The 12,947-nt window shown below is 65.1% G+C and carries 14 protein-coding genes and 1 pseudogene; 6 read left to right on the top strand and 9 right to left on the bottom strand.

Annotation, left to right across the window (positions count from 1 at the left end):
• The first annotated feature begins 1 nt into the window (after window position 1).
• A complete protein-coding gene (locus tag MGN01_RS12975; RefSeq protein WP_147047034.1) occupies window positions 2-679 on the top strand; it encodes a response regulator transcription factor in 678 nt (225 codons plus the stop codon).
• Between the two features lie 33 nt (window positions 680-712).
• Here the strand turns inward: MGN01_RS12975 and ruvB are convergent, their stop codons facing one another.
• The 7 genes and pseudogenes from ruvB to MGN01_RS12940 all read right to left on the bottom strand — a co-directional run.
• Complete coding sequence (ruvB, locus tag MGN01_RS12970; protein WP_210246076.1) at window positions 713-1,765, bottom strand: Holliday junction branch migration DNA helicase RuvB; 1,053 nt, start codon at window positions 1,763-1,765, stop codon at window positions 713-715.
• A 241-nt stretch (window positions 1,766-2,006) separates the two neighbouring features.
• Entirely contained in the window at window positions 2,007-2,504 is a 498-nt protein-coding gene (gene bfr, locus MGN01_RS12965) for a bacterioferritin (RefSeq protein ID WP_147047033.1), read from the bottom strand.
• A 50-nt stretch (window positions 2,505-2,554) separates the two neighbouring features.
• The gene (locus MGN01_RS24140) at window positions 2,555-2,830 is read right to left on the bottom strand and encodes a (2Fe-2S)-binding protein (RefSeq protein ID WP_147047032.1); all 276 of its coding nucleotides are present in this window, start codon (window positions 2,828-2,830) and stop codon (window positions 2,555-2,557) included.
• Between the two features lie 239 nt (window positions 2,831-3,069).
• Window positions 3,070-3,933, bottom strand: a complete 864-nt coding sequence (locus MGN01_RS12955; protein WP_147047031.1) for a universal stress protein — start codon at window positions 3,931-3,933, stop codon at window positions 3,070-3,072.
• An 835-nt stretch (window positions 3,934-4,768) separates the two neighbouring features.
• The gene (locus tag MGN01_RS12950; RefSeq protein ID WP_147047030.1) at window positions 4,769-5,452 is read right to left on the bottom strand and encodes a carbonic anhydrase; all 684 of its coding nucleotides are present in this window, start codon (window positions 5,450-5,452) and stop codon (window positions 4,769-4,771) included.
• 59 nt (window positions 5,453-5,511) lie between these two features.
• Entirely contained in the window at window positions 5,512-6,027 is a 516-nt protein-coding gene (locus MGN01_RS12945; protein ID WP_147047029.1) for an NUDIX hydrolase, read from the bottom strand.
• Window positions 6,028-6,127: 100 nt separating this feature from the next.
• Window positions 6,128-6,331: pseudogene (locus MGN01_RS12940) on the bottom strand (DUF429 domain-containing protein); the annotation flags it as partial.
• A 116-nt stretch (window positions 6,332-6,447) separates the two neighbouring features.
• Here MGN01_RS12940 and dut point away from each other — a divergent pair.
• From dut to MGN01_RS23575, 5 genes are all read left to right on the top strand, one after another.
• The gene (dut, locus tag MGN01_RS12935) at window positions 6,448-6,933 is read left to right on the top strand and encodes a dUTP diphosphatase (protein ID WP_147047027.1); all 486 of its coding nucleotides are present in this window, start codon (window positions 6,448-6,450) and stop codon (window positions 6,931-6,933) included.
• Window positions 6,934-7,100: 167 nt separating this feature from the next.
• Window positions 7,101-8,159, top strand: a complete 1,059-nt coding sequence (locus MGN01_RS12930; RefSeq protein WP_147047026.1) for an HD-GYP domain-containing protein — start codon at window positions 7,101-7,103, stop codon at window positions 8,157-8,159.
• 90 nt (window positions 8,160-8,249) lie between these two features.
• Complete coding sequence (locus MGN01_RS12925; protein WP_147047025.1) at window positions 8,250-9,539, top strand: ammonium transporter; 1,290 nt, start codon at window positions 8,250-8,252, stop codon at window positions 9,537-9,539.
• Window positions 9,540-9,703: 164 nt separating this feature from the next.
• Window positions 9,704-9,970, top strand: a complete 267-nt coding sequence (locus tag MGN01_RS12920) for a hypothetical protein (protein ID WP_147047024.1) — start codon at window positions 9,704-9,706, stop codon at window positions 9,968-9,970.
• Between the two features lie 56 nt (window positions 9,971-10,026).
• Window positions 10,027-10,191 (top strand): hypothetical protein, encoded by a 165-nt coding sequence (locus tag MGN01_RS23575; protein ID WP_170245971.1) that lies wholly within the window; start codon window positions 10,027-10,029, stop codon window positions 10,189-10,191.
• Window positions 10,192-10,316: 125 nt separating this feature from the next.
• Here the strand turns inward: MGN01_RS23575 and fabI are convergent, their stop codons facing one another.
• Together fabI and fabB are read right to left on the bottom strand one after the other, a co-directional pair.
• Window positions 10,317-11,147, bottom strand: coding sequence for an enoyl-ACP reductase FabI (gene fabI / locus MGN01_RS12915; protein ID WP_147047023.1), 831 nt, complete (start codon window positions 11,145-11,147; stop codon window positions 10,317-10,319).
• Window positions 11,148-11,646: 499 nt separating this feature from the next.
• Window positions 11,647-12,873: a beta-ketoacyl-ACP synthase I gene (fabB, locus tag MGN01_RS12910; RefSeq protein ID WP_147047022.1), complete on the bottom strand. Its 1,227-nt coding sequence runs from the start codon at window positions 12,871-12,873 to the stop codon at window positions 11,647-11,649.
• Window positions 12,874-12,947 lie beyond the last annotated feature (74 nt).

Genomic DNA, 12,947 nt, shown 5'->3' with positions numbered 1-12,947 from the left:
CATGAACGCCCTGACCCGCCCCGACCCGACCAAGACCCGCGCCCTGCTGCCGGTGCTCGTCATCGACGACCATCCAATCGTGCTGCAGGGATGCCGGCGCGTGCTGGAAGATGCCGGCATCGAGACCGTCGCCGAGGCGACCGGCGTCGTGTCGGGTTACCGCGCCTTCTTCCGCCTGCGGCCGCCCGTGGTCATCTGTGACCTGACCTTCCAGGGTAACGGCCTCGCCGGGCTCGGCCTGATCCGGCGCATGCGGGCCGTCGAGCCGAGCACGCGCATCCTCGTCTTCTCGATGCACAACGATCCGGTCATCGTCTCGCGCGCTCTGGAGGCCGGGGCGCTCGGCTACGTGCTCAAGGATCACGCCTCGAACGAGCTGTTCCAGGCCTTCGAGCAGGTGCGCATCGGCGAGGTCTATCTCGACCGCCGGCTTGCCACCGAAGTGGCGATGCTCAGGGCCGACCCGCGCCGCGCGCCGGAGACTCAGTTGACGCCGCGCGAGCAGCAGATCCTGTCGCGGCTCGCCCAGGGCAAATCCTACGGCACCATCGCCTCGGAACTGTCGGTCAGCTACAAGACCGTCACCAACGCCTGCTCGCAGATGCGTCAGAAGCTCGGCGTGCGCACGCTGGCCGAGCTGATCCACGTGGCGGTGACCCAGGCGCAGCGGCAGGGCTGATCCCCGCCGCAGATCGCCACGCGCACGACGTGCTCAGGTATCGTCGTCGGAGAAGAAGCCGAACTGCGTGCCGGAATCGCGTTTCGGCTCGGCCAATCCGAGATGCCGGAAGGAATGGGCGGTGAGCACGCGTCCGCGGGGCGTGCGCTGCACGAAGCCCTTCTGGATCAGGTAGGGCTCGATGATGTCCTCGATGGCGTCGCGCGGCTCGGAGAGCGCTGCGGCGATAGTCTCGATGCCGACGGGGCCGCCGCCGAAGGACGAGGCGATCATCGTCAGATACTTGCGGTCCATTACGTCGAGCCCTGCCGGGTCCACGTCGAGGAGCTTCAGCGCACGGTCGGCGACGGCACGCGTCACGCTCTCGGCCTCCGAGACCACGGCGAAGTCGCGCACCCGGCGCAGCAGCCGGCCGGCAATGCGCGGCGTGCCGCGGGCACGCTTGGCGATCTCGTTGGCGCCCTCCGCCGCCATCGGCAGGCCGAGCACGCGCGCGCCGCGGGCCACGATCTGCTCCAACTCGTCGATATCGTAGAATTCGAGCCGGATCGGGATGCCGAAGCGGTCGCGCAGCGGCGTCGTCAGCAGGCCCGCGCGGGTCGTGGCGCCGACGAGGGTGAATTTCGGGAGCTCGATCTTCACCGAGCGCGCCGCCGGCCCCTCTCCGATGATGAGGTCGAGCTGATAATCCTCCATGGCCGGATAGAGAATCTCCTCCACGGCCGGGTTGAGACGGTGGATTTCGTCGATGAAGAGGACGTCACCCTCTTCGAGATTGGTGAGCTGGGCGGCGAGATCGCCCGCTTTCGCGATGACCGGGCCGGAGGTCGAACGGAAGTTGACCCCGAGCTCTCGTGCCACGATCTGCGCCAGCGTCGTCTTGCCGAGGCCGGGCGGCCCGACGAAGAGCACGTGGTCGAGGGCATCCTTGCGCGACTTTGCGGAGTCGATCGCGAGCTTCAGCTGAGCGCGGCCAGCCCTCTGGCCGATGAACTCGGTCAGGCTTAAGGGGCGGATCGACTGATCGATGTCGTCGGTGCGCTGCTCGGGCTTGAGCAGCGGGTTGGGCGTAAGCGCCTCGCCGATGTCCTCCAGGGGAGTCTCGGATGCCCGGCGTGGTGTGGACCTGCGCTTACTCAACGGGATTCGCTCATGGGAGACAGGCGGTATGCCACCCGGCCGAGCCTGTTGGCCCCCGGGGCATTCGCTTCGCCTGATGTCGCACACCGCCGTCGATCACGCTACGGCCGGACGGCGCCGGTCACTTCCCCATCGCAAGGTTGGCCGCGGCAGCTCCCGCTGCCGCGGCTAGACTTATTGTATGATCTCAATCTTGCTCGGGCTGGATCTGCTCCAATCCGCCGACGTGCTTCTGCGCGTAGAGCGGCAGGCCGATCTGGCCGATCAAGTCGAGCTGGGTCTCGAGGAAGTCGATATGGCCTTCCTCGTCGGTCGCGAGCAGCTCGAACAGGTTCTTCGAGACGCGATCGTTGATCGACTCGCAGTACTTCGCAGCTTCGAGATAGAGCGCGCGCGCCTCGTTCTCGGCGGCGAGATCGCACTCGATGATTTCCTGGACGTTCTGGCCGATCCGCAGCGGGTCGAGCTCCTGCAGGTTCGGGAAGCCGTCGAGGAACAGGATCCGGTCGATGAACCGGTCCGCGTGGTTCATTTCCTCAATCGATTCCTTGCGCCAGAACTTGGCGAGCTCGACGTAGCCCCAATCGTTGAGCATGCGGAAATGGAGCCAGTACTGGCTCACGGCGGTCAGCTCGCTGCGTAGGCCCCGGTTGAGATACTCGATGACCTTGGCATCGCCCTTCATTCGCTACTCTCCTCTCGTATGGGAGGGTCGTAGCTGGTGCGACGGAACGTCTAGGCTGCGACCTCTTCGAGGTTCTCTGTAGTTTGGAACTGTCCCAAACTGCAAGGGGTCGAGCAGCTCGTTGCGCATGAGGCATGTGCATCGGCCCCTGCTTCCATCAGGGCCGTCTGCATGATGGCGCGGATGGTGCGCGCACAGCGCCCGCATTTCGCGCTGCATCCGAGGCAAGCATAGACCTGCGCAGGTGTTCGCGGGCAGCCGGGACCCGGCGTGACGCAACCACGGACTTGGCCATCCGAGAGGACGTTACAGGAACAGACGATCATGCGTTCGGCCGCGGGCTCGTCGGGTTAGGGACGATCGAATCGTGCGCGATGGAAATGCCTATGACGTCAATTTGGTGCGACTTCATGGCAGTTCCAAGCCGGCCCAGTGTCCCGATCGCAGTTTAGAATTCTTAAAAACTCAAGACTTATCAGCAAGTTAGATTGCGCGCGCACCATTTGCAATGGCGTGGCTGTGTCGCACTCCAGGCATGCCGGATGGCCGAAAGGTGGGGGCGGGTTTAGTGCGCCATCAGCACCGGGAGCTGGGCATGCGACAGGATATGGCTGGTTGGACCGCCGAAGATCATCTGCCGCAACCGGCTCTGCGTGTAGGCGCCCTTGATCAGGAGATCGCACCCGAACGTCGCGGCCTCCTCGAGGAAGATCTCTCCGGGCGTCAGCCGGCCGGCCGGGTGCGCCCTGTGGGATGCCTCGATCCCCTCGCAGGCCAATGACCGCGCCACCTCCTCGGCGCTGGGGCCAGGCACCATGCCTCCCTCGGCACTAAGCACCATGACGCGTCGGGCGCGGCGGAGGAACGGCATGGCGAAGGCCACGGCGCGGGCGGTTTCGGTCGAGCCGTTCCAGGCGATGATGATCGACTCGCCGAGCGACGAAGGTGGTCGCGGCGGCGCGAGCAGAATCGGGCGACCGCTTTCGAACAGCGCCGTCTCGACGGTGGTCATCCTCGGCGCCGCGTCGTCCGCGCCGGGCCTGCCGACAATCGTGGCCGCGAACAGGCGGGCATACTGGCCGAGGAAGGCGTCACCGGGTGGTGCATCGTTCCGCCATCGGAAGCGGGGGCCGGCGCTCACAGCAACTTCGGGTGCGCAGGAGCCGACCGGGTCCCGGCGCGGCAATCCAGCGCTTTCCATGAAGGCGACAAAGCGCTGACCTGCGGATTCGGCCTCGGCACGGTCGGCCTCCTCGTCCCTCAACCAGGTCATGCCGCCGACCATGTCGACCGGCACATATTCCGCGAGGGCTGGCCGCAGCGACACCCCCTCGATCACGCTGCCGAAACGCTGAGCGACGAGAAGCGCCGTCTGAAACACCGAGGGTAGGGCGTCATGCAGGGCGATCGGAACCAGCAGAGCCTTCATGAGGCAAACCCTCCGTGAGATGCCGCCGAGGCTAGTTCGGTTTCGGTCACGGGGAAACGCGAGAGCCAGCCTCTTCAAAGGTTTTCGTTGCTGATTCACGGCATGTCGAGACCTAGGCCGACATGCCCCACGCTGCCGCGATGAATGACCGGTGCAGCAACAGGATGCGTCGCGCCGTCAGCGGGTGAGCATGGCCGGTAGTACCATGTGGCCTGACCGATCGATTTTCGTCGTATGACCGGCCGACCTGCGAAGATGCGCAGCAACCAGTCGCTCCCTCATCGGTGAGCAGATCGGCCTGTCCCTATGAGCGAGCTTGTCGCGAACCGACACTTGGCGTCGGCCACCGTTGTTCGTGTAAATGGCGTTATCGGGGAGTATTTCCGGCTCGCATCCGCTTAGCCATGAGTGTGTACAAGTATATAGTGCGATGTCTTGGAAAAGTAAGATGCTTTTCTGGGTCCATCTGCCGCTCGCTACGGCTCATTTCAATCAATGGACAGCTAAGATATACGTTTCTGCAATTTTTTCGATATTTTTAGGTCTGACTTAAGGATTTTTTAGTGTCAGAAGTGAACGATTTCCTCCAAACTATCTTGTTCTTAAGTGGGCTCAGGCAAATCGGGAGGTTATTCTGAATACAAAAGATAGAAAAGGGATCGAGGCCGTCAGGCAGCTTTGTTTGAGCGCCAAGAAGCAATTGCCGTCTACAGCGTCCTTTCGCCTACACGTGCTGCTGGACATGACATTACTAGAACTCGACAGAGACTTGGCTCGGCTCGCCGATAGCAGGGCGGCCTGACCGTTCCCGGTCAGGCTCCCTCGCATCTCGTCGTCAGCTTTCCGAGCAACTGATCAAGGCCGACGGCCGCAGGCTCTTGCCGTCACGCTCGACGACAGACTGGAACTCGCCTGTTGCCGGATCGAGGATCAGAAGCTCGCCCTTCTCGATCCCGAAATGCGCGCCGTGCAGATGTAGCCTGCCGCTCTCGACCCGCTCGCGCACGAAGCCGAAAGTCAGAAGGTTCTTAAGGCTCTGTTCGATCGACGCGAATTCTAGCCGGGTGAGATAATCGGGCCTGTCGGTGGCTTCGCCACGCGCTTCGAGGGTCTTGGCAGCCGGTTCGATCAGGCTGACCCATTTGCCGATGAAGTCTCCGGGCGAGAGCGGCTTGGCGCCGTCCGCGTAGGCCTTGATGCCACCGCAGGTGGCATGGCCGAGGACGACGATGTGCTTCACGTTCAGCCCCTGGACAGCGAACTCGATCGCCGAGGACGTGCCGTGGTGGCCGCCAACCTCCTCGTAGGGCGGAACGATGTTGGCAACGTTGCGGATCGTGAAGATCTCGCCCGGACCGACATCGAAGATGACTTCGGGCGCGACCCGGCTGTCACAGCAGCCGATCAGCAGGACGTCCGGGTCCTGGCCCTTGGCGAGGCGCTCGTATTTCTTGCGCTCCTGCGGCAGCCGCTCACCGAGGAAGCTGCGGTAGCCTTCCGTCAGAACAGTGGGAAACATCGTCCGTTCGCTCCTATCGGGTGTCTCGAATCTAAGTCGGTCGGCGGGCGAGCAGCGGATCAGTCCCCGTGCCAGCGCAAGGCCACGGGCGTTGCTGGAATATCGCCCCGCACGATCCGGCGTGCCAGATCGACGAGGCCGGCGGGCTCGACTCGGGCGTCGGTCGAGGCGAGTTCATCGAGCGGCCACCAGCGCGTGCCGATGACGGGATTGTCCTCTGTTTCAGCGAGGCGGCTGGTGTCGACCTGATCATCCGGCAGGCGCACGAGGAAGTAGCGCTCGCGGGCATCGCGAGACTTGTCGAAGAGCAGAAAGGGCCCATCGCAGAGGGCAACCTGGGGACCGAGCACGACGTCGTGGACGCCGATCTCCTCTCCAAGTTCGCGCCGGCAGGCCTCCTCGTGGCTCTCACCCCGCTCCAACCCGCCGCCCGGCATGAACCAGAAGTTCTTCATCTCTGGGTTCGAGGGCGCCGGCCGCACGGCCTTGTACTCGATCAGCAGCAGACGGTCGGCCGGATCGAACACGAGGGCGCGTGCGATGTGGCGGATTGCGGGCGGGGCATCGGACGTCATGGGCATGCCCTAGAGCAGGTGCCGAAGAAGGGGAAACGGATTTTTCTTTCAGGCTCGCTCTAAACTATTGAGCCAATCACCTTTTCTGTATTTTGAATGTTGCCGTGCGACCTTTGCCGACAATCCTGTCTGGCAGACCAATCGGCACATCGATCCCGGCGACAACCGGCGCCTGCGGCCCGTCGCGCAGCGTCTCGCCCGTGTCGAACCGGGCGGCACGGAAACGCTCGGGCGCGTCGAGGTCGAGCAGCACGCCGGCCCAGGCGCCGCGACATCCGTCGAGGCCGGCGATCCAGCGCGCCATGGTTGAAGCCTCGCTTCTTGTGGAGCCGGGAATAGGACGATATCGGCCTGAGGATCGATCCGGAAAGGAGCCACCGTGACCGGAACGCCTTTTCGTCCTCGCTCGCTGCCTGCCTGATGCGGATCGCGGTCCGCGTCCTCGACAGCCGTGTGACGGAGTGGGGATTCCCGCGTCGCGGCTCGGCGCATTCGGCCGGCCTCGATCTCTTCGCCTGCCTCGATGCGCCACTCGTGCTGGAGCCGCAGGCACCGGCTGTGCTGATCCCATCAGGGATCTCGGTCATGATCCGTGATCCAGAATGGTGTGGGTTCGTGCTGCCGCGCTCCGGCCTTGGCCATCGCGATGGACTGGTGCTCGGCAACGGGACCGGCGTAATCGATGCCGACTACGAGGGGCCGCTGCTGATCTCGGCCTGGAACCGCAACCCAGCGGCGGCAAGCAGTCAGCCCCCCGCCTCGATCGTGATCGAGCCCGGAGACCGCATCGCCCAACTCGTGTTGGTGCGGGTGGCGCAACCGGAATTCGAGATTGTCGACGAGATCGGGTCCGGCAATGAGGGCGCGCGAGGCAGCGGCGGATTCGGATCGAGCGGCCGACGGTAAACGCGGCGCACGGCTTCGTTCGGGGAATATTCCCGCAGGAACGACGGCAAGGTCTCGATCGATACTGCGCCTTCAAGAGCGGTTAACGGCTCTCGGCTAGATCTCGTGAGTCGTTGCGATGCAGGCGAGCATCGGCTCGGCAGATATCGGGCGATGGGACCTCGGGTATGCTGAGCGCGGAGACTGGCAATGCCCTCGTAGCGGTCGTTGCGGCCAAGACCCCGATCCAGCTTGTCCTCGCGCTGCGCGCCTTCGAATGCACCACGAGAGTCATCGAGAGTGCTCATGCCGCGCTCGCCGATCTCTCCACGCAGCCGCCCGACGTAATCGTGATCGAGCATGATGCGGCCGTCGACGCCTTTGCGCTGACCCGGTCGCTGCGCGCGATCCTGGTCCTGGCGCACACCTCTATCCTGATCGTCGCCGCGGGCGAGGGCCGCACCGAGCGCCGCGCGGCGCTACAGGCCGGGGCGACGGACGTGATGCTGAAGCCGGTCGACACCCTCGATCTCCAGATCCGTTTGAGAACCTTCATCGAACTTGCCGCCGCCCGACGTGACAGCGATCGGCAGGCGCAGATCATGAACGAGCAGGTCGAGCGTGCCGTCGCGGAAATCTCCGCCCGTGAGCGCGAGATCGTACGCCGCCTGATGCTGGCCGCCGAGTTCCGCGACGACCAAGCCGGCGATCACCTGACCCGGGTCGCCGGTTGCACCATCGCGGTGGCCGAGGGTCTGGGGCTGTCGGAATCGGAGGCCAACGACATCGCGCTCGCCTCCACCATGCACGACATCGGCAAGATCGGCATTCCCGACGAGATTCTGCTGAAGCCCGGTCCGCTGACGGAAGCCGAGCGTGAGGAGATGAAGCAGCACGCGTTGCGCGGCTACCGCATGCTGCACGACAGTCCGTCGCGTCTTCTCCAACTCGCCTCGGAGATCGCCCTGACGCATCACGAGCGCTGGGACGGCAAGGGCTATCCTCAGGGGCTGAAGGGCGATGAGATCCCGCTCTCGGGCCGCATCGTCGCCGTCGCCGACGTATTCGACGCGCTGATTTCCGCTCGCGTCTACAAACCGGCCTGGGAGCCGGAGAAGGCTCGTGCCCATCTCGAAGAGCAGGCCGGCACGCATTTCGATCCGGCCTGTGTCGCGGCCTTCGTCTCTCGTTGGGAGGATGTTGTCGCCCTGATCCGCGACCGGCCGGCGACTTCGCAGGCAGCGTGACCACAAATTAGGCAGATATGCGACTTGTATCGGCCGAATGACTGCGTATTGAGCAGTCGACCAATCTTGGCCGTTTCGAAAGTCCCTGCAATGCGCTGTCTTGCCCTGTGCGGCTCCGCTGGTCTCGGCCTCGCGCTGCTGGTGACCCCCGCCTTCGCCGCAACGGCGGCCGATACGGGCCATACCGCCTGGATCCTTACAGCGTCGGCGCTGGTGCTGTTCATGACGCTGCCCGGCCTTGCGCTGTTCTATGGCGGGCTCGTGCATGCGCGGAACGTGCTGTCGGTGTTGATGCAGTGCTTCGCGATCTGCTGCGTTGCGTCGGTGCTTTGGGCGATCTGCGGCTATAGCCTCGTCTTCGATGGCAACGCGCCCTTGATCGGCGGTCTCGGCAAAGCGTTCCTGGCGGGGCTCGACGCGGTGCGCATGCCGACCCAGCTGCCGGAGAGCGCTTTCGCGCTCTTTCAGATGACGTTCGCGGTGATCACGCCAGCACTCATCATCGGCGCGTTTCCCGAACGCGTGACCTTTCCCTTCGTCGCGCTGTTCTCGGCCTTCTGGTTGATGCTGGTCTACGTGCCGGTGGCGCATTGGATCTGGGGCGGCGGCTGGCTGTTCAGTCTCGGCGCGCTCGATTTCGCCGGCGGCATCGTCGTGCACACCACGGCGGGCGTTGCGGCGCTGGTGCTCGCCGTGATGATCGGCCGCCGCCGCGGCTTCCCGGCACAGATGACGCCGCCGCACAGCCCCGGCATGACCATGGCTGGCGCCGGCATGCTCTGGGTGGGCTGGTTCGGCTTCAACGGCGGCAGTGCGCTGGCCGCAGATGCCAGCGCCGCCAATGCCATCATCGCGACGCATCTCTCCGCGGCAGCCGGTGCCATCGCCTGGACAGCGGCCGAGTGGGTCAAGATCCGCAAGCCGACATCGATCGGCATCGTGACTGGCGCGGTCGCGGGGCTCGCCACCATCACGCCGGCCGCAGGAATGGTCGCACCGGGCGCTGGTCTGCTGATCGGCTTCGCCGGAGGCATCGTCTGCTTCTACGCGACGCTCACCGTGAAGCAGCGCCTGCAGATCGACGATTCCCTCGACGTCTTCGCCGTGCACGGCGTCGGCGGCATGCTCGGCTCGCTGCTGATCGCGGTCTTCGCGCTGCCCGGCCTCGGCGGCATTGGGTTCGGCGAGGCTGGCAGCGCCGTGCGCCAGTTCGGGATCCAGCTCCTCGCCATCGGCGTGACGATCGTCTGGTCGGGTGTCGTCACCTACGGCCTGACCAGGGCGATCGGCGTATTCACGCCTATACGCGTCCATGCGGAGGCCGAGTATGAGGGCCTCGACATCGCCTCTCACGGCGAGCGCGCCTACGAGTACAACTGAGCCTGCTCCGGCCGTCTTCCGCACAAATCCGTACAGGACGCAGCAGCTGCCCCCGAGCTTGGCCGAAACAGGCCGAACTTGCTCGTCGTCTTCGATTAGCCTGCGGGCCAAAACCTCATCGACGGACGAGGCGCCGCGGGGCGCATCGCGATGGGGAGAAGACGATGCCTCGGATCGACGACATTCCGACCAGCCGGGCCGACACCAGGGCTCACCCGGCGACCCTTCTGGCGCTGGCCTTCGGCATCATGATCGGCGCCTATCTCTCGAGCGTGCCGGCCAGGAGCGCCGAGGCAGAGAACACACCGAAGACCGAACGGGTTGGGCTGGCGCCAAGCGCCTTCGGTACGCCGAGACGCGTGCGTACGGTGCGCGTTCTCGCGAACCACGTCACCGCGCCGGCAGCCGCAGCGCCCAAGGTGGCCGAGTAGCACGCTGACGGCGATGCCGAGTCCCGGTGCTGCATGACCGATCCGATGGCGCAAACATGACGTTCGGTGCCTGCGGCGGTGTGCTCGTCATGTCGGGGGATGCGCGGCTGAACGCGGCCTGGAAGTGCATCTACACGACCGGCGGGGAGACGCATCACCCCGACCTGCTCGAAGAGGACCGGGTCTGGATCGCGTTAACGGAGGCGGGCTGCCGCTCCTAGGCTTCCGGCTGGTTTGGCGGCGAGGGGAAGGTGCTGTCCTTCCACGTCGGCTTCGTCGCCCGGAGGAGCGCGGCGCGCGAAGGCTACGGGAGAGGGGACAACCGCTGAAAAGGACGCCCTAGGCCCTAAGCGTCGCCGACCACGCCGGCCTCGTCCTGCGCCTGCAGCACGTCGGGTCGCGGCATCGAGATGATGTTGTAGCCGGAATCCACGAAGTGGACCTCGCCAGTCACGCCGCTCGACAGGTCCGAGAGCAGGTAGAGCGCGGAGCCGCCGATATCGTCGAGCGTGACCGTGCGGCGCAGGGGCGCGTGCGCCTTCTGGTGGTTGAACATCAGGCGGGCGTCAGCGATGCCGGCACCGGCCAACGTCCGCACCGGACCGGCCGAGAGGGCGTTCACGCGGATGCGGTCAGGCCCGAGATCCATGGCGAGGTAGCGCACCGAGGCCTCGAGCGCGGCCTTGGCGACGCCCATGACGTTGTAGTTCGGCATGACGCGCGTCGAGCCGCCATAGGTCAGCGTCAGGAGCGAACCGCCATTGGTCATGCGCTTGGCGGCGCGCTGCGCGATCTCGGTGAAGGAGAAGCACGAGATCGTCATCGTGCGCGTGAAATTGTCTCGCGTGGTGACGTCGACATAACGGCCCTTGAGCTGCGCCTTGTCGGAAAAGCCGATGGCGTGGACCACGAAATCGAGCTGGCCGTCGAAGCGCTCGTCCAGAGCCGCGAAGGTGGCGTCGACCGAGGCGAGATCCTCGACATCGCAGGGCATCACCAGGTCCGAGCCAACCGAGGCGGCGAGCGGAGCGACCCGTTTGCCCAGCGCATCCCCCTGGTAGGTGAAGGCGAGTTCGGCTCCTTGAGCATGCAGGGCCTGGGCGATGCCCCAGGCGATGGAGTGGTTGTTCGCGACGCCCATGATGAGGCCGCGCTTACCCGTCATCAGACCTGTCATGCAGCGCCGCCTTGCCCGACCGATGAACCCGCGCCGGGCCTCAGACCCGGTCTCGAACGGGACGCTTAGCGCGCGGGTGGCGGCCCTGTCCACGCAAGAGGGTCAGAACGGCCCTGCTGGCAAAGAAAAGCCCCGGATCGACATCGGTCGATACGGGGCCTCGGAACACTCCGCGCCATGATGTTGGGGACGTCAGAAATACCCCTTCGTCGCCGAGCGGGCATCTTCGATGAGGCTTTGCTTAGCAAAAGCCGCTGCACCGGCCGTCACGGCCAAGCCTCCGAAAACCGCTAAAATCAGCCAAAGCATGGCAGTATTGTCCTGCTATCCGCAAGACAAACGGTCTTTACGTCATTCGGTTCCGGACCGAGAGCTTGGGCTGATCCAGGTCTAGCTTGGCCGTACTGCTCGCAACTGCGAAGCTATGCTTTCGCAGTTGCGGCGGAGCTTGTTCGAAACGCTCCGCTGCTCGCGGTTTGCGTGGCCTGAGCTTGGCCGTTCAAGCGTCGACGTTCTTGAGGATCAGTGTCGCGTTGGTGCCGCCGAAGCCGAAGGAGTTCGACATGACATGGCCGAGCTTCGCCCCGTCACGCCGCTCGCGCAGGATCGGCATGTCAGCAAAGGCCGGGTCGATCTCGTCGATATGGGCGCTCTCGCAGATGAAGCCGTTATTCATCATCAGCAACGAGTAGATCGCCTCCTGCACGCCAGTGGCGCCGAGCGAGTGCCCGGTGAGCGACTTCGTGGCTGAAATCGGCGGGCAGACTTCGCCGCGGCCGAAGACCTCGCGGATGGCCTCGATCTCTTTGTCGTCGCCGACTGGTGTCGAGGTGGCGTGCGGGTTGATGTAGTCGATCTTCGCGCCCTTCAGGCCTTCCATGGCCTGACGCATGCAACGCACCGCACCCTCGCCGGAGGGGGCGACCATGTCGTGGCCGTCGGAGGTGGCGCCATAGCCGGCGATCTCACCGTAGATGCGCGCGCCGCGGGCCTTGGCGTGCTCCAATTCTTCCAAGACCAGGACGCCAGCGCCGCCAGCGATGACGAAGCCGTCGCGGTTGGCATCGTAGGCACGCGACGCGCGGGACGGCGTCTCATTGTACTTGGAGGACATCGCGCCCATCGCGTCGAACAGAACCGACAGGGTCCAGTCGAGATCCTCGCAGCCGCCTGCGAAGATCACGTCCTGACGTCCAGCCTGGATAATCTCGGCGGCATTGCCGATGCAGTGGTTCGAGGTCGCGCAGGCCGAGGAGATCGAATAGTTCACGCCGCGGATCTTGAACCAGGTCGCGAGCGTGGCCGAAGCGGTCGAGGACATCGCCTTCGGCACGGCGAACGGTCCGACGCGCTTCGGGCCTTTCTCGCGTGCGATGGCCGCCGACTCGACGATGACGCGGGTCGAGGGTCCGCCGGAGCCCATGACGATGCCGGTACGGTCGTTCGAGACATCACTCGCCTCAAGGCCCGCATCGCGGATCGCCTGATCCATGGCGACGTGATTCCAGGCGGTGCCGCCGCCGTGGAAGCGCATGGCGCGGCGGTCGACGACCGACTCGGCGTCCAGGCTCGGTGCCCCGGAGACTTGGCTGCGGAAGCCGTGCTCCGCGTAGGAGGCATCCGTGTCGATGCCGGAGCGCGCCTCGCGCAGCGAGGCGAGCACTTCCTGAGTGTTGTTGCCGATGGACGAGACGATGCCCATCCCGGTGATCACGACGCGCCGCATGGTGGCCTGGCTTCTCCGCCGCGACGCTTCGATCCGCGCCGCGAGACGTCACCTAGGATGATGCGCGTCCAATC

The organism is Methylobacterium gnaphalii (assembly GCF_007992215.1).
Taxonomy (GTDB): Bacteria; Pseudomonadota; Alphaproteobacteria; order Rhizobiales; family Beijerinckiaceae; genus Methylobacterium; species Methylobacterium gnaphalii.
Note: the sequence above shows the minus strand (reverse complement) of the source record. Positions and strands in the feature narration are given on the sequence as shown.

What these genes read in the sequence shown, in the direction of transcription:
- MGN01_RS23575 (WP_170245971.1), top strand. Translation starts at nt 10,027, where the DNA reads ATGACGTTCGGTGCCTGCGGCGGTGTGCTCGTCATGTCGGGGGATGCG.
- MGN01_RS24140 (WP_147047032.1), bottom strand. Translation starts at nt 2,830, where the DNA reads ATGATCGTCTGTTCCTGTAACGTCCTCTCGGATGGCCAAGTCCGTGGT.
- MGN01_RS12925 (WP_147047025.1), top strand. Translation starts at nt 8,250, where the DNA reads ATGCGCTGTCTTGCCCTGTGCGGCTCCGCTGGTCTCGGCCTCGCGCTG.
- dut (WP_147047027.1), top strand. Translation starts at nt 6,448, where the DNA reads ATGCGGATCGCGGTCCGCGTCCTCGACAGCCGTGTGACGGAGTGGGGA.
- MGN01_RS12950 (WP_147047030.1), bottom strand. Translation starts at nt 5,452, where the DNA reads ATGTTTCCCACTGTTCTGACGGAAGGCTACCGCAGCTTCCTCGGTGAG.
- MGN01_RS12955 (WP_147047031.1), bottom strand. Translation starts at nt 3,933, where the DNA reads ATGAAGGCTCTGCTGGTTCCGATCGCCCTGCATGACGCCCTACCCTCG.
- fabB (WP_147047022.1), bottom strand. Translation starts at nt 12,873, where the DNA reads ATGCGGCGCGTCGTGATCACCGGGATGGGCATCGTCTCGTCCATCGGC.
- MGN01_RS12920 (WP_147047024.1), top strand. Translation starts at nt 9,704, where the DNA reads ATGCCTCGGATCGACGACATTCCGACCAGCCGGGCCGACACCAGGGCT.
- MGN01_RS12930 (WP_147047026.1), top strand. Translation starts at nt 7,101, where the DNA reads ATGCTGAGCGCGGAGACTGGCAATGCCCTCGTAGCGGTCGTTGCGGCC.
- fabI (WP_147047023.1), bottom strand. Translation starts at nt 11,147, where the DNA reads ATGACAGGTCTGATGACGGGTAAGCGCGGCCTCATCATGGGCGTCGCG.
- MGN01_RS12975 (WP_147047034.1), top strand. Translation starts at nt 2, where the DNA reads ATGAACGCCCTGACCCGCCCCGACCCGACCAAGACCCGCGCCCTGCTG.
- bfr (WP_147047033.1), bottom strand. Translation starts at nt 2,504, where the DNA reads ATGAAGGGCGATGCCAAGGTCATCGAGTATCTCAACCGGGGCCTACGC.
- MGN01_RS12945 (WP_147047029.1), bottom strand. Translation starts at nt 6,027, where the DNA reads ATGACGTCCGATGCCCCGCCCGCAATCCGCCACATCGCACGCGCCCTC.